At 30.8% G+C, this 17,170-nt stretch carries 14 protein-coding genes; 7 read left to right on the top strand and 7 right to left on the bottom strand.

The window, feature by feature from the left end; genetic code table 11:
* Positions 1–6 precede the first annotated feature (6 nt).
* On the top strand, positions 7–684 hold the full coding sequence (locus tag JHL18_RS10930; protein WP_200269044.1) for a hypothetical protein: 678 nt from the start codon (positions 7–9) through the stop codon (positions 682–684).
* 628 nt (positions 685–1,312) lie between these two features.
* Entirely contained in the window at positions 1,313–3,688 is a 2,376-nt protein-coding gene (locus tag JHL18_RS10925; RefSeq protein WP_200269042.1) for a S8 family serine peptidase, read from the top strand.
* A 563-nt stretch (positions 3,689–4,251) separates the two neighbouring features.
* On the opposite strand, the gene JHL18_RS10920 is transcribed toward JHL18_RS10925, so the two are convergent.
* Positions 4,252–6,036: a glucosaminidase domain-containing protein gene (locus tag JHL18_RS10920; RefSeq protein ID WP_200269040.1), complete on the bottom strand. Its 1,785-nt coding sequence runs from the start codon at positions 6,034–6,036 to the stop codon at positions 4,252–4,254.
* Between the two features lie 251 nt (positions 6,037–6,287).
* Positions 6,288–6,734, bottom strand: a complete 447-nt coding sequence (locus JHL18_RS10915; RefSeq protein WP_200269038.1) for a hypothetical protein — start codon at positions 6,732–6,734, stop codon at positions 6,288–6,290.
* A 243-nt stretch (positions 6,735–6,977) separates the two neighbouring features.
* Here JHL18_RS10915 and JHL18_RS10910 point away from each other — a divergent pair, with 243 nt between their 5' ends.
* The 5 genes from JHL18_RS10910 (at position 6,978) to JHL18_RS10890 (ending at position 9,423) form a co-directional block, all read left to right on the top strand.
* Positions 6,978–7,196, top strand: coding sequence for a spore coat protein (locus JHL18_RS10910; protein ID WP_420839221.1), 219 nt, complete (start codon positions 6,978–6,980; stop codon positions 7,194–7,196).
* A 16-nt stretch (positions 7,197–7,212) separates the two neighbouring features.
* The gene (locus JHL18_RS10905) at positions 7,213–7,575 is read left to right on the top strand and encodes a spore coat protein (protein WP_200269034.1); all 363 of its coding nucleotides are present in this window, start codon (positions 7,213–7,215) and stop codon (positions 7,573–7,575) included.
* Between the two features lie 17 nt (positions 7,576–7,592).
* Positions 7,593–8,729, top strand: coding sequence for a zinc-dependent alcohol dehydrogenase (locus JHL18_RS10900; protein WP_200269032.1), 1,137 nt, complete (start codon positions 7,593–7,595; stop codon positions 8,727–8,729).
* Positions 8,730–8,757: 28 nt separating this feature from the next.
* Entirely contained in the window at positions 8,758–8,976 is a 219-nt protein-coding gene (locus JHL18_RS10895) for a spore coat protein (protein ID WP_200269030.1), read from the top strand.
* A 126-nt stretch (positions 8,977–9,102) separates the two neighbouring features.
* Positions 9,103–9,423, top strand: a complete 321-nt coding sequence (locus JHL18_RS10890; protein WP_200269028.1) for a spore coat protein — start codon at positions 9,103–9,105, stop codon at positions 9,421–9,423.
* A gap of 136 nt (positions 9,424–9,559) precedes the next feature.
* Here JHL18_RS10890 and JHL18_RS10885 read toward each other — a convergent pair whose 3' ends face one another.
* The 5 genes from JHL18_RS10885 to JHL18_RS10865 all read right to left on the bottom strand — a co-directional run bounded on the left by JHL18_RS10885 (position 9,560) and on the right by JHL18_RS10865 (position 16,896).
* Positions 9,560–9,928, bottom strand: a complete 369-nt coding sequence (locus JHL18_RS10885) for a hypothetical protein (RefSeq protein WP_200269026.1) — start codon at positions 9,926–9,928, stop codon at positions 9,560–9,562.
* A gap of 88 nt (positions 9,929–10,016) precedes the next feature.
* Positions 10,017–10,370 carry a hypothetical protein gene (locus tag JHL18_RS10880; RefSeq protein ID WP_200269024.1) on the bottom strand — a complete coding sequence of 118 codons (354 nt, stop codon included), beginning with the start codon at positions 10,368–10,370 and terminating at the stop codon, positions 10,017–10,019.
* Positions 10,371–10,675: 305 nt separating this feature from the next.
* Positions 10,676–13,030: a YhgE/Pip domain-containing protein gene (locus JHL18_RS10875; RefSeq protein WP_200269022.1), complete on the bottom strand. Its 2,355-nt coding sequence runs from the start codon at positions 13,028–13,030 to the stop codon at positions 10,676–10,678.
* A 186-nt stretch (positions 13,031–13,216) separates the two neighbouring features.
* Positions 13,217–13,543: an ArsR/SmtB family transcription factor gene (locus JHL18_RS10870; RefSeq protein WP_200269020.1), complete on the bottom strand. Its 327-nt coding sequence runs from the start codon at positions 13,541–13,543 to the stop codon at positions 13,217–13,219.
* A gap of 350 nt (positions 13,544–13,893) precedes the next feature.
* Positions 13,894–16,896, bottom strand: coding sequence for an exonuclease domain-containing protein (locus JHL18_RS10865; RefSeq protein ID WP_200269018.1), 3,003 nt, complete (start codon positions 16,894–16,896; stop codon positions 13,894–13,896).
* Between the last annotated feature and the right edge of the window lie 274 nt (positions 16,897–17,170).

Genomic DNA, 17,170 nt, shown 5'->3' with positions numbered 1-17,170 from the left:
ACAAATATGCATAATAATAATTTAGTAAAAATAGTGAAACACTATAAAGAAAATCATCAATCTACCTACAATACTTGGTTTATTAGTAATGAAGTAAGGATAAAAGCATTTCCTTCCATAAAGTACGGGGTTTTAGAACTTATAAAATCGACAAAAAATCAATCTTTTGGCAACAACTTTAAAGGGTCACCTCTAGAATTTATTTTGGGCTTTATCACCGAGCAAAAAGAAATGTTTAAAGGAGCTGCTCACCCTTTTTATTGGAAGCCTAAATTAGGCATACCAGATATTTATGAAAATGAACAAAACAAACAAGTTTTTGCTAACTTTTTAGAAACTTGCTTATTATCATCTCGTGAAGATGAAATAATCGAAGCAATAATAAAATTGGACAACCTTAAAATAAAAGGATTAGGACCTGCTGTAGCAAACATACTATACTTTATACACCCTACAATTATACCTCCATTCAATACTGCTATAGTTAATGGATTTAATTTATTGTTTTCAGAAAATAAGAAATTGGGTTCTTGGACAGATTACCTCCAAATGCGCGAGACAATTATAAAAGCTAATTATTCAATTTTCCCACTATTAGCTAAGGATCTAGGAGCAATTTCCGGATTACTTTACGATATAGGAACAGGTAAAATCAATATCGAATGTACTGAAATCGCTTCATAAAAAATTTATAAAGCAATAGAAACATCTAGATTTAGTTAGCTTGAAAAGCCTATATTTTTCTAATACAGAAAAAAAATCGTTGAAGCTCCTCCTTCAGCGATTTTTTTCACATTTGTTAATCAAACTTAATTTTAGTAGACTGCGAGTTATTCTGGTCCATATATTATTTTTTACGCAGTGCCTTTTATAGGATTCCAACTTCAACTATTAAGTTATGAATACCTCGAAAATACTCAGGAGCCACGATTTCCGAACATTCATACTTAAAACAATTGAATTTATTCCGAAGTGGTACATCTTTGATTCACACTTTCAATTGTTTTTCAAAAATTATAAAATCAAAACTACAGTATCTTTAATAATACTTGTAAAGTCGGCATATTTTGAATAAATAATTCCTATCAATTAACAAATGATATTATATTACCTCAAGTATCCATTATTGGAACTAGATATTACTAACTTATAATATAATCACCTTCATTTTTTCATCGATAATTAACTGTATAGTTTATTTGAAAATGTAAAAATTTAGCTTTACCAATAATTTTTTAAGCTATCCAACCAATAAATATTACATTACGGTAAAATAAAAATTTAAGTTTAGCTAAAATGAAAGGTGAATTTTATGTTAAAAAAATTTTTTGTATCCTTCATGCTTATTACTTTAATATCAAGTTTGGTTCTAAATAATACTAGCGTTAATGCTTTAAGTACTAACGAAACAAACGAAAATCTTGATTTAATAGTTAAGTATAAAACGACTGCTTCTGAACAATCTCATATACAGTCCATTAAGCCTAATTTAAAAAAGTTTACTACTTCTTCAAGAACTGATTATGATTATTTGTTTAAAAAGTTAAAAAATGACTCTAATATTGAAATTGTACAACCAAATATAAAATACAAAAAATCTGATTTGAATAATGTAAGTTATAAGATAAATAACATATCAGTCAATGATAGCTATTTATCTAGTCAATGGTATATAAATAATTTGAATATATTAAACGCCTTGGACTATAATTCAGGTTCTAATATTACTGTTGCCGTTGTAGATACAGGAATAGATTACAATCACGAAGATCTTGCTAACAAAGTTATTGGCGGAATAGATTATACTGGAACTGGCTCTTATAATGATAATGAAGGCCATGGCACACACGTTGCAGGAACTATTGCAGCGATTAGTAATAACGGTAAAGGTGTTACAGGTATTGCTCCATCAACCAAACTTCTAGCAGTTAAAGTTCTAGATGAAAATGGTGATGGAGACACTTTATCAATCTCTCAAGGAATAATATGGGCTGCTGATCATGGAGCAAAAATTATTAATCTTAGTCTAGGAAGCGCAAGCCCAGACCAAATTTTAAAGAGTTCTATTAATTATGCAAGTAGTAAAGGAATTATATTAGTTGCCGCAGCAGGAAATGACGGGTTAAAGAACATTTATTATCCAGCAGCTTATGATAATGTGCTTTCCGTAGGGGCAACCAATGAATCAAATGAACTAGCAAGTTTCTCTAACTTTGGAGATAAGATTGATTTAGTAGCTCCAGGAGTTAATATTCTGTCTACAGTACCTTCGTTTTATAACAATTATGAATATATGTCAGGAACCTCCATGGCTACAGCAGTAGCATCTGGTCAATTTGCTATATTAGCATCAAATAATCCAAGCTTAACGGTATCTTCAATAAAGTCTAATTTGAAAAACTATTCTTTTTCAAATAATGCAACTGATAAATCTTATGGTGCAGGAATAATAGATGTTACCAAGGCTATAGCCGGACAAGCAACAACTCTAAAGCCTGTATACAATAGTATTACTGATAATAATACATATACAAAAGCAATTGATGTTAATGGAAGTAAGGAACTTACTGGTAATACTGTTGCACCTTTCGATTCCACTTGGTACAAACTTTCATTTAATAGTAACAGTACTCAGGTAAAATTAAAGTTTAATTCTCAAACTCCACTGAAGCTTAAGGCAGATATTTTTGATAGTTCACTTAATCTAATTACTGAATTGCAAAATAATTATTTCTCAGGTAGTGAATACGCCTTATCAAAAGGGTCTAACTCGTATTTATATGTCAAAGTATATGATGACTCAGGTTCCTCCAATAACTGGACTGCTAATTTTACATATAACACTATTAGTTTGCCAGAGAACCCTATAACTATAAATTACCGAACCCATATACAAAAAATCGGTTGGCAAAATTATGTTTCTAATGGTGCAATTTCCGGAACAAGCGGACAATCACTAAGACTTGAAGCTATGAACATAAACCTTAGCAACGCTCCAAGTAATATGAAAATAAAGTATCAGACACATATACAAAATATTGGTTGGCAGCCATGGGTATATAATGGGAGTTTAGCAGGTACTTCAGGACTTGGACTTAGAATGGAAGCCTTGAGAATAAGTTTAGAAAATGCCCCTACTGGTTATCATGTATTATATCAAGCTCACGTTGAAAGAATTGGATGGCAGAATTGGGTTCAAGATGGAGAAATGTCTGGAACCTCAGGGAGAGGACTAAGAGTAGAGGCAATAAGAATAAAGTTAGTAAAAGATAGTGATATTGTCAAAATAACTAGCCAATCAAATATACAAAAGATAGGCTGGCAAACAGATTCTGATCCTAGTAGCCTCGTAGGTACAGTTGGAAAATCCCTTAGGCTAGAAGCAATAAAGCTTAGTTTACCAACACCTCCTGCTGGTATGAAGATAAAATATCAAGTACATATTCAAAACATTGGGTGGCAAAACATTGCATATGATGGTACTGTTGCCGGTACAATAGGAAAAGGACTTAGAGTTGAAGCAATACGAATATGGTTTGAAAATGCACCTAATTATACAATTCAATATCAGACTCATGTTAGTAATAAGGGCTGGATGGATTGGGTTAAGAATGGAGAAACAGCTGGCACCACAGGTTTGTCACTTCCTGTTGAAGGACTTAGAATAAGAATTATAAATAATAATTAATCTTTTATAAATTACATACTTATAGATAAACTAGTTCCAAATAGAATCTATCTTTTATAACCCTATTACCATTAATAATTAACATAAGTATCACTTAGTTTTATTAAATGGAACTGGATTATCTATTCCGCTGAACTGATAAACTACTTCAGTCATTAAACTCCAAATAAAGATTTCGATGGTTCTACGAATCTTTATTTGGATAAATTCTAATATGAAGTAGTTTATCTATATAACATAGTAAATCTGTTTACTAAAGACACGCTAAGTACCCTATTAGCGTGTTTTTAGTTGCTGCTTTTCATTTTGTACATTAAGAAACTTATAGGTTAAGAGTTTTACTTTTTTACTGTAAAGCCATAAAACTTCTAATGCTATTAAACTATATGTTTTAGATATCTTAAAAATTTCACATTTTTCTCCAAAGTAAAAAAGTCGCTGAGGGCATTGAAATATCTAGATTTAATCGAGATAAAGTTTTATACTTTCCTGTACAAAAAAGATATGCCATAATATCCACCATATGATAACGGTGTAATATAGCATATCTTTATAATAATAGACTATCTATATACTGGTACATCAAATATTATTTTAGCATTTGGTACCATATCAAAGCATTTTTTTATATAAACTGTTTGTTTTCGTGCCCATTCTGCATCTGTAGCATATTGATGTGTTCCAGTATTCTGAGGATTCCATTTCATTTTATAAATAGTATCCTGCTTGTAAGTGGCATTGTTTATGTATCCTTTTGCAATCCAATTAGCCCCTCCATAAATTGCCTTATCTACGCTTGTCCACCCTTGGCTATATGCGTAGTATGCTCCATTTATTTCATTTCCATCGAAAGCTTGTATACCAAATAAATTATATACTTTTTTAACTCCATCTGTACCGCTTATATCAGTACCTTTAGCTAGCTCTGATGTTCCGTTTCCAGTCTCAAGGATTGCATGGGCCGCTAGATAAATGGGGTTTATATTATTAGCTTTAGCTGCATCAATAAAAACTTGACCTTTATTTGCAAGTACACCATCTAATTTAAATAATTTATTAAGATCAGCAGCAGTTGTTCCATCAACATAACTTAATTTTATAAATTGGTATATGTACATAGGATCATTAATAATATAACTTGGATCTATATTTTTTTGCACAGTTTGCTTTATGTATTGGTACCCTTCTGGAGAACTTGTCCATTTTTTAATATTAGTCGTACTTCCGTCAGTATTTTTCTGCGGTTGCCACATATAATACCCTTGGATGCCATTTTGAATTTGTGCATATCTCCATTCCCATTGTTTTGTGGTACTATTTACTACATTAACTGCAGGCTCAACAGACATTTGTTTATCCAGCATACTTGTAAGTGTTATGTTATAACTTGAATATACTACTTCTTTTTCGTCAACTAATAATATCCTAATTCCTTCAAGTCTTAAACTTCGCCCTTCAGTTCCAGCAACTTGTCCATCTTTAACCCAATTCTGCCAACCTACATTTTGAACATGAACTTGATACTTTACATGTAACCACGCTGGGGCTCCTTCTAACATTATTTTTATGCCTTCAAGTCGTAGACTTTTTCCAGAGGTTCCAGACATCTGTCCATCATACATCCACCCTTGCCATCCTATATTCTGAACGTGAGTTTGATACTTAATCTTCATTCCAGAAGTTTGATTTTGCAATGCAATATTTATTCCTTCAAGTCTGTAAGAAAATCCTTCTGTTCCACTAAATTGTCCATCGTAAACGTAATCTTGCCAACCAACATTTTGAACGTGAGTCCTATACGTAAGGCCTAACTTTCCATAAAGAGATGAATCTTCTTTAACTATCCTTATTTTTATTGCTTCTAGTCTTAAAGACTTACCTTGTGTACCTCCCAGCTGACCATCTTGTACCCAATTCTGCCAGCCTATACTTTGTACATAAGCCTGGTATTGAATATGGTAACCAACAGGTGCACCTTCAAGCATTATCTTTATACCTTCAAGTGCTAAGCTCTTGCCTGAAGTTCCAGAAAGCTGCCCATCATAAATCCAATTTTGCCAACCTACATTTTGAACGTGAGTTTGATATTTTATCTTCATTCCTGATATAGGATTCTCAATAGATATTTTTATACCTTCTAACCTATAAGATAAACCAACTGTCCCAGAAGTTTGTCCATCAAATACACTATTTTGCCACCCCACATTTTGAACATGGGACGAATATTTAACGCTTATAGATTCACCAGTATTATCAATAGCAAAAGCATTTACTGGATGAATATAAATAAGAGCTAATAACAATATAATTGGAGCAACGTAAGATAATCGTTTAATAAATTTAAACATATACACCTTCCCTTCAAACAATGCATATTAAATCAAAACAAAACTTCTTTAGCTAAAACATTGAATTTATAATATAAATATAATTGATTCATATCTACACTACAAAATTCGGTAAAAACTGCATATTTTTACCTTTAGCTATATAATTTCTTATAATCTAATTATAATTTATCTTAATGTGTACAAGCAATAGGGAAAACAGCATAAATATATGTAAATATTGCCAGATGTTTCTCTATATATATTTCTATTTAAATACCGATTTCCTCCTCAACTTCTTTTTTTAGCTTACCAAAAGATAATTCTTTATCTTTTGCACCCAATGTAACGTATCCTTTAGCTAGCTCTTCAGTTGTATTCTCTAAAAGCTTCATAAATTGTGTATATGCAAAGTTAAGTTTAGGATCCTGCCTGTCTTTTCCATAGACTCCATAAATAAGTTCTTCTATCATCTGATCCATCCCCCATAATTTAATATGCAAAAGTTCATGAATTACTAACTCCTCCAAATTTGTTGACTTAGGGTTAAAATTATTTATTAAAAGTATAGCCTTTTTATCTTCTGAATTTATCTTTACATCACCAGATTTTCTCCAATCTTTTTCAACAAACTGATATTGAATATCCCAGTCTCTTAATCTTAAAACATCTTGCCATCTAACTAATAATTCTTTTAAATTATCTTCATTAAATTTCATAATATTTTCACCCCTTTCTAAGGTTGATTCTAACCTTATTTTATTGATTTTCAATTAAATAAACATTTTAATGCGTTCTGCAAAATAATTTTAACATAATATATTCAAAATGGAAATTAATAACATAAAACTCTTTCCCATATTAATACTTATTTTATTAAATATTTCATTATCAATGTATGCTCTGTTTTAGTATAACTGATTTTTTCAAGTGGAATAATAAAGCTGTTACAATCATAGGAGGTGAATGTTTTGGAACAACAAACTTTTGCACCAGCAGAAACTATGCAATTACATGAACTTCTCAACTTCAAAACTATTTGTATGACAACATCAAAAATGATGGAAGGTGTAGTTTTTGATCAAGAATTAAAGGCTTTATTAGAGAAAGATGTTAGATTGTCAATTTCAGCTATAAATGATTTACAAGTTTTACTTGGAAAAGCACCAAAATTGAGATAGGAGGTGTAATCAAAATATGATTAATGATTATTTGGAAGTAAGAAATGCAGAAGGAATGCCGAAAATGGTAGACGAAACCATGGCTCTAGCTTTCTTATTAAATGCCAAAAACGGAGTAAGAAACTATGCTATTGCTTTAACAGAAGCTGCAACCCCAGAGGTAAGAGCCGCTCTAAATACACAATTAAATGATGCAATAAACCTACACGAAGAATTAACCACTCTCATGATTAGAAAAGGTTGGTTTCACCCAGTTGATTTGGAAAAACAATTTCAAATGGATATGGAATCTTCAAGAAATGCAGTACAGATTGCAAGTTTAGATCTTTTCCCTGGAGATACCAGCAGACTAGGAAACTTTGCAACTCCATATGTTTAAGAAGGAGGTAAAAATTTATGAAAGCTGTAACATTTCAAGGTATTAAAAATGTACAGGTAAAGGATGTACCAGCACCAGCAATACAAAAGGCTGATGATATAATTGTTAGAATCACAAATACAGCTATTTGTGGATCAGATTTACATCTTATTCATGATATGGTTCCTAATATGTATCAAGATTATATAATAGGACATGAACCAATGGGTATTGTAGAAGAAGTTGGCCCTGATGTAACCAAGTTAAAAAAAGGTGATAAAGTTGTTGTCCCTTTTAACGTAAGCTGCGGTGAATGTTATTACTGCAAACATGATTTAACTTGCATGTGTGATAATTCTAATCCTCATGGTGAAAATGGTGGATTTTTAGGTTATTCAGACACCTTTGGTGGTTATCCAGGCGGTCAAGCTGAGTACTTAAGAGTTCCTTATGGAAACTTTAGCCCTTTCCGTATTCCTGAAGACTGCGAAGTAAAAGATGAAAGCTTACTTCTTATGTCAGATGCTATGGGTACAGCATATTGGAGCGTCGAAAATGCTGGAGTTAAGCCTGGCAATACTGTAGTTATTTTAGGCTGTGGACCTGTAGGCCTATTAGCACAAAAATTTGCTTGGTTACATGGTGCAGAACGAGTTATCGCTGTTGATTATATAGATTATCGTTTGAAACATGCTGCAAAATACAACTTAGTCGAAACTGTTAACTTTGAGCAACATGACAATACTGGTGAATACTTAAAAGAATTAACTCATGGAGGTGCAGATGTTGTTATCGATTGCGTAGGAATGGATGGAAAGATGACTCCTATGGAGTTTGTTGGATCAGGTTTAAAACTTCAAAGTGGCGCGCTTGGAGGCTTTAATATAGCAACTCAAGCTGTTAGAAAAGGCGGGATGATACAAGTTACAGGAGTGTATGGAGGAAGATACAATGCATTCCCTCTTGGCGACCTAATAAACCGTAATATTAATATAAGAACAGGTCAAGCACCTGTAATACCTTACATGCCAATACTTTATAACTTACTTAATGAGGGAAAAATCGACCCAAGTGATATCATCACACATAGGCTCCCACTTGACGATGCCCCACACGGATATAAAGCTTTTGATACCAAAACAGAAGATTGTATTAAGGTTATTTTAAAACCATAAATCATTATTTAATTAAGGAGGTTACTATATGAATGAACAATTTATTACACCTCATGAAACCTTACAACTGCATGAACTATTAACTCTAAAAAATCTTAGTTTAACAAAGGCAATCACTATGTCGCCTTTAGTAGAAGATATTGAATTAAAATCAATCATGAAGGAAAGCGTTTCTGCTGAACAAGTTCAGATAGGAGAATTAAGAGCATATATGGAACAGTCTTATGTAGCTAAATACAACCAATAGAAAGTTACATTGCTAGTATGACTATATTTTGAGCACAAAAAGTATAATCTCCCAAAAATATTTCTGCATATATATCAAAAATAACTAGTAACTACTGACATATAAGTTTCTTAAGGAGGTGATTTTATGAATTCGTTAATAGAAAATCTTACCGGCTTAAACAAGATGAGTGATCAACTAATTGCTACGGACTTTTTACTTTCAGCAAAAAGTGCTGTAAGAAATTACTCTATTGCGTTAACTGAAGCAACTACTCCAGAACTTAGGTTAACTTTAAGAAATCATTTGAATGCAGCTATTACTACACATGAAAAGATTTTTAATTATATGTTAAATAAAGGATATTACAATGCTTATGATATTACCGAGCAATTTAATATGGATATGCAAAATACAGATACTGCTTTAAAGCTTAAAGGAAATTCTGAAAAGCTTTTATTTAAATAGTAACTGAATAGCATATTCTAGTAATTTATTTAGGGTTCCTTATTCAACTATTCCTACAATTATTCTTTCTATAATAATATATTATAAAATAGATGTAGATTAGGTAGTTTATAGGAACCCTATAGTATTTTTATAATTAATGAGTTTTCAACGGATCATAATTTATTATTACATCAAACACTAATGTTCCATTATCTTTTATATCGTTGATGGTTACTTTTATATTGTTTGAATAATCAGCAACTAACTTATCATAAACTACATATTGGCACTTATAATTATCTTTATCATAGTGATACAAATAAAGTGTCCTTGTGCCACTGTAGCCTTTGTTATATATTGCAGTTATTGTAGTTGCTCCACTCTTCACTTTTTTCACTTTAACATCTGGCTTTTTATATTCATCCATAGTAAAATAAATATCATTTAGCTGTTTTCCTGTCTTATTTGCAACATAGATATTTGGCCATGATTGCATTATCATTGTTCCAGCAAATCCCGACATAATAATTCCCCCTCTTATAATTTTTACAAATACAAATAGTATACAGCTTTATTCATTATTAATTATATCGCTAAAAACTGCCCCAATATCAATGAGTTTTTGTATTATCATAATCTAGTGTAACACTGAAATGTAAAGAGCCTGTCTCATCAACATTTGTAATTAATACTCGTATATTATTACAATAACCAGCGGTTATTTGATCATATATTATGTACTGATGTTTCACGTTATTTTTATCATAATGATATAAATATAATGCCTTTGTTCCAGCATATCCCCTGTTATATATACTTGCTGTCTTCGTATCTCCACATTTTATTTTTTTTATCATAGGGTCTTTTGACTTATACTCTTCTAAAGTAATAAATATATTTTCTAGATCTTGATCAGTTTTATTTACTACGAAAATTGTTGGTAATACCTGTGGTATAACAAACATTTTTCTCACTCTCCCTAAAAACTTTATTTACAAAAATTTGCACAACTTATAAATATATGATACTCTCCATTAACCTTAAAGTAAACTGTCTAGCACTATTCCAATCTTAAGAAAAGCTTAATTTTATAAAATTCTAATATGAAGTAGTTTATCTAAAGATAAACCACTTCGATCTAAAAATAATAAATTTTATTACGAAGTGGTTCATCTATATAAAAAATAAGGACAAGTAGCTTTGCCTTGCTACCTATCCTCATTTTTACTTCTTTAATTTTCTTGCTACATCTCACTACTTATCTTCTTATTTATGCTGCATTTAATTCTTGTGCATCATCCTCATTGTCGTTGCTCTTAAACATATTAAGTATTATCCTCAACGCGTATCCACAGCCTAAGAACGCAATCATAAATGCTAAAAGAATAATTATATCTTTGTGCAAAATCGCTGTATTTACTCCACCAATAATCATTCTAAGCGTATTTATCGCATAAGTCATTGGGAAGATTTGTCCAACAACTCTATAAAAAGTAGGTGCTGTTTCAATTGGGAAAGTTCCACCTGAAGATGATAACTGTAAAAGGAATATAATAAACATGATAGGTGTTCCTATTACCCCTATAGCATAAGATACTCCATACATTACACTAAAGAACACAATTGCTATAAAGATATTACTTACATAAAAGCTTGTTATGCTTGTAGCATCTATATTTAGCCCTTTTACTAATGCAAAACTTAAAATCAAAGCTTGTAATGTGGCCATTGCTGCTCCAAACGCAAATTTACCACCAAAACTCTTTATAAACTTATTTTCTGTCACATTAAGTTTCTTCGCTATTGATAATATAAGGTTTATAAACATAGAACCTAACCATAAAGATAGACATACAAAATATGGTGCAAGTCCTTCTCCGTAATACTTAATATCGTTTATTGAATTATCCTTAAGTGTAACTGGAGCTGAAACAAATTTAGACATATTATCGGAGTTGAACTTCAAATTTCCATTCATCTTATCAAAACCACTATTTAGTCCATCTTTAAGTTTACCCGCTCCATCGTTAGCATCATTTAGTCCATTTTTTAGTGTTACTGAACCACTGCTTAATTTATTAAGTCCATCGGTTAATTCTCCCGTTTTTACTACAGCTGTATTTAAGCCATCTTTTAAACTAGTAGTTCCAGAGCTGGCAGATTGTAATCCATCTCTTAAAGAAGTTGAGCCAGTACTCAATTCATTCAAACCACTAGCTAACTCACCAGTTTTCTCAGTTGCTGTATTTAAACCTGCTTGAAGGACAGAACTTCCACCTTGAATTGCTTTTGCTCCAGCAATAAGTTGATCTGCACCAACTGCTGCCTTGCTTTGAGTTTCAGATAGGCCGCTTACTAATTGATTTATACCAGTTGAAATACTTCCAGCACCCTGATTTAGCTTATTTATACTTTGAGGAAAATCTTTTAACTTATTTGCAGTATCTGAAAGATGTGCCCCCACATTTGCAACCTTATTTACATGATCTAATTGTCGAATAGTACCAACTATTTCTTTTAATTTTGCCTTATCCGCATCAGTCAAGGATGAATTTTTTATATTATTTATCAATTCATCATTAAAGACTTTGTTTACAGTATCTATAGCACTTTCATTTCCGTTAACAACTGTAGCTAAAGCATTAAAATTATCATAATTAAAATCTACAGTCTTTTGCTTTAACTCATTAGTACGTACACTCAACTCAGTTGCCCCATCTACCAATAAAGGGATCTGATTATTTTTTGCTGTTAAACTTTGTTTAAATGCATTAAGTCCATCAACTAACTTTCCAGCACCATCTACAACTTGAGTTTCTCCATTAGAAAGTGTAGTTAATCCTGCTTTTAAATCTTTTGATCCATTTGAGGCTTGATTTAATCCACTGGATAAAGTGTTGCTTCCGTCTAATAACTGCTTAGTTCCATTTTCAAGAGTTGAAGCTCCGTTACTTGCTTGCATTAAACCATCTCTTAATTGGCCTGAGCCATTTGAAGCAGTACCAAGTCCATCAGCTAATGTCTTACTTCCATCTAAAAGCTTCTGAGTACCATCTTGTAACTCAGTTGCACCATCACCAGCGTCTTTAATAGAAACCTTAACTTCATATAAACTATCAACTAACGCCCTAGATATCTCTTTCTGAATACTTGAACTAACTTCACTCTTAATACTTTCTGCAACCTTTTCTGATATTTGAGAAAATACAAAGTTTCTTCCTTTATTTCCTTCATAAATTACCTCAGGAGTGTTAAATACACCATCCTGTGAATCAGCAATTTTCCTAGAAAAATCTTCAGGAATTTCTATCATTGCATAATAGTCAGTACCTTTTACACCCTTTTGTGCTTCTTCATAGCTCACAAACTTCCAGGCTACTTTATCATTGTTTTTTAGATTATTCTCAAGTTCTTTTCCTACAGAATACTCCTTGCCATCCTTAGCAACTGACTTATCCAAATTTACAAAAGCTACTGGTACATGGTCAAGTCTACCATATGGATCCCAGAAAGCTCCAAGGTAAATAGAAGAATAAAGCATTGGTATGAACATTACTGCTGCTAATGCTATGCTTAAAATGATAATTAATGTTTTTTTACTGCTTGTCTTACTTTTTCCGTTCATTCTTATACCTCCCTTAAATGTTTCTACATATGTACCACTTCCATTTGAAAATATGTTTTATTATTAAGTGGTACATCCATATTTCCTTATCATATAAGATAAATTTTTTAACATATAGATTAAAATGGATAATATTAATTATTTGCGTCAATTAGTTTAATCAATTAAACCAATGAAGTAAAAAATTTATCTAAAATGACAAGTGCCCTCTATATAACTCATAAGTTGTTTAATTTTTTCAATTGGTTTTTTTAATGTAAGGAAATAAAAGTTTTCTGTACCTACCTTTTTTATTCCTACAAAACCAGCTTGTTTTAATATCTTTAGATGATGTGAAATAGCAGGTCTTGAAAGCGGAATTCCTTCTGTAATCTTGTTTACATTAAGTCCCTCTTCTTCCTCCGCTAAAAGCATAATTATATTTTGTCTATTTTCATCTGCTAAAACATTAAAAAAAGGAATGCATTGCCTAAATGTATCTATGATCTGTTCCTTATTTGGTTTATTATCCATACTAACCTCCAAACGTTTATCGGTTTAATCTCTTAAACGTATAATTATAATAAAACTTTATAATTATATTGTCAATACATGTCGAAGCGTGTATACAATTACATAAAAACTTATTTTTTTATTTCGTATTATATAGTTATATTAACTAATTCCTCTTTAAATTTCATCATATTCATTAATTTAAAACTTAAAGGCACCTGCATTCATAGTGTTCCTAGTTCACCTATTAATTTATACATTCTAAAATTCATAGGTGCACGATTTTCGAATAAGTATAAATTAAGCCTCGACATAAGAACCCTTTATTATTTGCAAGATGCCTTTAATTAAGTACTATATTATAGATAAACTTAAAAACATAATATATCTTTAAAGTACTGTTCTATAGCTTTTTTATTACTTCCTAGATTTATTTTTACGTTGCTTATATATATAATTAATTGTTCTGTTAAATAAATATTTACATCATACTTCAAATTTCTTTTTTCATATTCCCTTGACATAAATTGATTCACATAAAGCTCAATATCTTTTATAGATAGAATACTTTTTTCATGTTTCTTTCTTTTTAATTCCTCCGTTAAAGTACTCTTAACTTCCTTCATTATTTTGTAAAGATTCATTTGTTTCCATCTTATTGTTCTCAGTTTCAAATCTTTAAAAATTTCTTCTTGTTCTTTTCTAATTATTGGAACACCATGCAGTTGTTTTTCAAGTTTCCTAATTGTTGAGTTATTTCTATCAAATTTGCTCATGATAAAAAGTGCTCCATAATCATATTCTGTTCTTATAATTCTTCCATATATTTGTTTAAGATCTATAGAAACTATTGGGAAGTTCACGTTAGCATAAGATTGCCAATAATCCTTTCCTCTTTCAAGTCCTTTTTCTACTAAAGATTTATATAATGGTTCTTTACTATTAATATTAGGCACCTTATCCAAGATTACAGTAGTCATAGTATCACCTGGAATATCTATCCCTTCAAAATAGCCTTTAGATCCCAAAAGGATAAATCTTTTTTCTCTTAATTTAAGTTTTTCTATATCTTTTTTCCCTTCTACAAGCCTTACTCCTAAACTTTTAAGTTCTAGCTCAGCAGCTGATTTAAAAGCTTGCAATCTTTTTTTACTTGTAAAAAGAATGATTATGTTTCCCTCAACATTATTTAAAAGTTCTAAAACAAAAACTTTCATTTCTTCCGAGAAAGCTCCAATATCATTTGGATCCATGCTATCAAAACTATATATTGCACTTCTTCCTTTATAATCAAAAACTGGATCTATAGGAGGTACCTCTACTATTTCTTTATTTTGAGACTTAGCTATACTAATCCCTAAATTATTTTTTAAATTATTGTAGCCATTATCCGTGCTTAATGTAGCCGAAATAAACAAGCAACTTTTTGTTCCATTAAGCACTTTTTCATAAAAATCACTTGATACATCTAGTGGGATACTTGATATTTTCCACCACTTAAGACTTCTTTCAACTTCAAAATAAAAACAGTAGTCATTTTTACTTTGTTCAATTACATTTTCAATTAACTTAATGTATCCACTTAGAACTTCAACTTTTTCAATCATTATCTTCAATCTTTTATCTTTTTCTAAAGCAGTTATCTCTTTCAAAATATTAACAGCCTTATCTATATTTAGATTTAAGTCCGAAATATCTTCTTTTAAATATTGTAAACAGCTTATAATTGGAGTAATGTTTGGATTGTTTTTATTCAAATGTTCTTTTATATTATAATCTCTATTTATTAAGTTAGAATTTATATAGCTATCAAAAGCTAATCTTACATTGTCTAGCTGTTCTAAGCAATGATTTATTCCTATTTGTATATTTTTTAAAGGCAAATTATTATTTTTTGCTCTTAGTGATAAGTAATATAGAAATCCATTTTTTCCTTCATCATCATATATCTCTGTTAAGAATTTATGAAATTCGTATGATATAAGTGTCTCCTCAAAAGCGTCATAAGCTTCCTGTACAAGATTATGAGCTTCATCAATAACGATATTTTCAAGTGGCGCTATACTCTGATATGGCCACTTAACTAATAAAGAATGATTTACCACTATTAATTGAGCTTCTTTTAATGCTTCCACCTTAGAAGCATAATAACACATATCTCGATATTTACAGCTGTCTACATCACAAAGCTCTGAGTCACAAAAACACTGATCTAGTAAACCATGTAAATTAAATTTCTCTTTTATTAGGTAATTAATTTCTTCTATATCCCCAAAACCTTTTTCTGTTATCAATCTCTTTAAATAAATATATCCTATAAGATTTTTCATATCTTTCGGATACTCTATATCTTCAAATCTATCATAGCATAAATAATTACTTTTCCCTTTTATTAAGGTATAGCTAATATCATCTTTCATATTCAAGGCTTCTAAAAGATTTGGAATATCCTTGTCTACTAGCTGATTCTGTAGTCCTTTTGTGTTTGTAGAAATAATAACTTTTTCCTCTTCTAAATGAGAGTAAATGGAAGCTGGAAGTAAATATGCCATGCTTTTTCCAAGCCCAGTAGGCGCTTCCATTATAGTAAACTTATTACCTTCTAAACCTTCCTTTATGAACTTAGATGCATCTCTTTGTTGAGGCCTAAGTTTATAGTCACTTCTATTTCTTTTCCATACTTCTTCATTTTCAAAAAGCTTTTCATACTCCTTAAGAGCAAAAATAGTATATGGCTTTTGATTTCCTTGCTTAGTTTTCGAAGGAATATTAGAAATGAAATATTTAACATAGTCCATATTTACATTTGTTATATATTTATGCCATTCCCATGCTTCTAGCTCTGTAATACTCATTGGGATCGTAAAACCATTATCAAAATAGAAGATACTTATGGCATAATTAACAACCTCTACAGTATCTTCTGAATCACTAAGTCCTCTATGTATTTCTTTCCTTTCCTTTGGCAAAAGTTTCTTCATCAAGTATTGAAGATTAAATTCATGAAACTCTGGAAAAAGAATAGCAATTAATTCAAGTGAATCTAAAAACCTATTTTTGACTTTTAAAAAACTCTTTTCAAAATCTGCATTATGACATATAATAGGGTACTCTTCAATAAAGTCAACCAAATAAATCATAACCTCATCTAATTCAGGAGCACTATCCAAGACTTCTTGATTTATTCCAGTACACAAATCAAGAATATTTAGTGGAACTTCCATTTTAGGATTAACTAAACTACTAAACTTAGTAATAATACCATCCTTTACCTTAATTGCACCTATTTCTATTATTCTATCTTCTAATGGATTGAGCCCAGTTGTCTCAATATCCAAAAATACTACATTATTTAATATACTAACGGGATCCATACTTTCTCCTCGATTTTCATTAGTAAGCTATTAAAAAGTTGCTGAAGCGACCTTCTTCAGTGAGCCTTTTTTGCTCATCTGCCTTTCCGAATACCTATGAGGAAAATTTGGCAGGTGATAACTTCTTCTTTTTTATTTTTATATTATATATCGAACTGGATTTCTCCACAATAGTATAGCACCTTACAGACTTTCACATTTACTACTTAATAACATTTAAAGTAAAAATAGAATTACAAATGTAATAAAAATCCAATATAAAACCAACTATAAT

It is taken from the genome of Clostridium yunnanense, from assembly GCF_016595795.1.
GTDB classification, from domain to species: domain Bacteria; phylum Bacillota; class Clostridia; order Clostridiales; family Clostridiaceae; genus Clostridium_AR; species Clostridium_AR yunnanense.
This window is presented reverse-complemented; position numbering and strand designations above follow the sequence as displayed.

Coding starts and splice junctions, on each gene's coding strand:
- JHL18_RS10925 (WP_200269042.1), top strand. CDS start 1,313: ATGTTAAAAAAATTTTTTGTATCCTTCATGCTTATTACTTTAATATCA.
- JHL18_RS10865 (WP_200269018.1), bottom strand. CDS start 16,896: ATGGATCCCGTTAGTATATTAAATAATGTAGTATTTTTGGATATTGAG.
- JHL18_RS10870 (WP_200269020.1), bottom strand. CDS start 13,543: ATGGATAATAAACCAAATAAGGAACAGATCATAGATACATTTAGGCAA.
- JHL18_RS10895 (WP_200269030.1), top strand. CDS start 8,758: ATGAATGAACAATTTATTACACCTCATGAAACCTTACAACTGCATGAA.
- JHL18_RS10930 (WP_200269044.1), top strand. CDS start 7: ATGCATAATAATAATTTAGTAAAAATAGTGAAACACTATAAAGAAAAT.
- JHL18_RS10890 (WP_200269028.1), top strand. CDS start 9,103: ATGAATTCGTTAATAGAAAATCTTACCGGCTTAAACAAGATGAGTGAT.
- JHL18_RS10880 (WP_200269024.1), bottom strand. CDS start 10,370: ATGTTTGTTATACCACAGGTATTACCAACAATTTTCGTAGTAAATAAA.
- JHL18_RS10900 (WP_200269032.1), top strand. CDS start 7,593: ATGAAAGCTGTAACATTTCAAGGTATTAAAAATGTACAGGTAAAGGAT.
- JHL18_RS10915 (WP_200269038.1), bottom strand. CDS start 6,734: ATGAAATTTAATGAAGATAATTTAAAAGAATTATTAGTTAGATGGCAA.
- JHL18_RS10905 (WP_200269034.1), top strand. CDS start 7,213: ATGATTAATGATTATTTGGAAGTAAGAAATGCAGAAGGAATGCCGAAA.
- JHL18_RS10875 (WP_200269022.1), bottom strand. CDS start 13,030: ATGAACGGAAAAAGTAAGACAAGCAGTAAAAAAACATTAATTATCATT.
- JHL18_RS10885 (WP_200269026.1), bottom strand. CDS start 9,928: ATGTCGGGATTTGCTGGAACAATGATAATGCAATCATGGCCAAATATC.
- JHL18_RS10920 (WP_200269040.1), bottom strand. CDS start 6,036: ATGTTTAAATTTATTAAACGATTATCTTACGTTGCTCCAATTATATTG.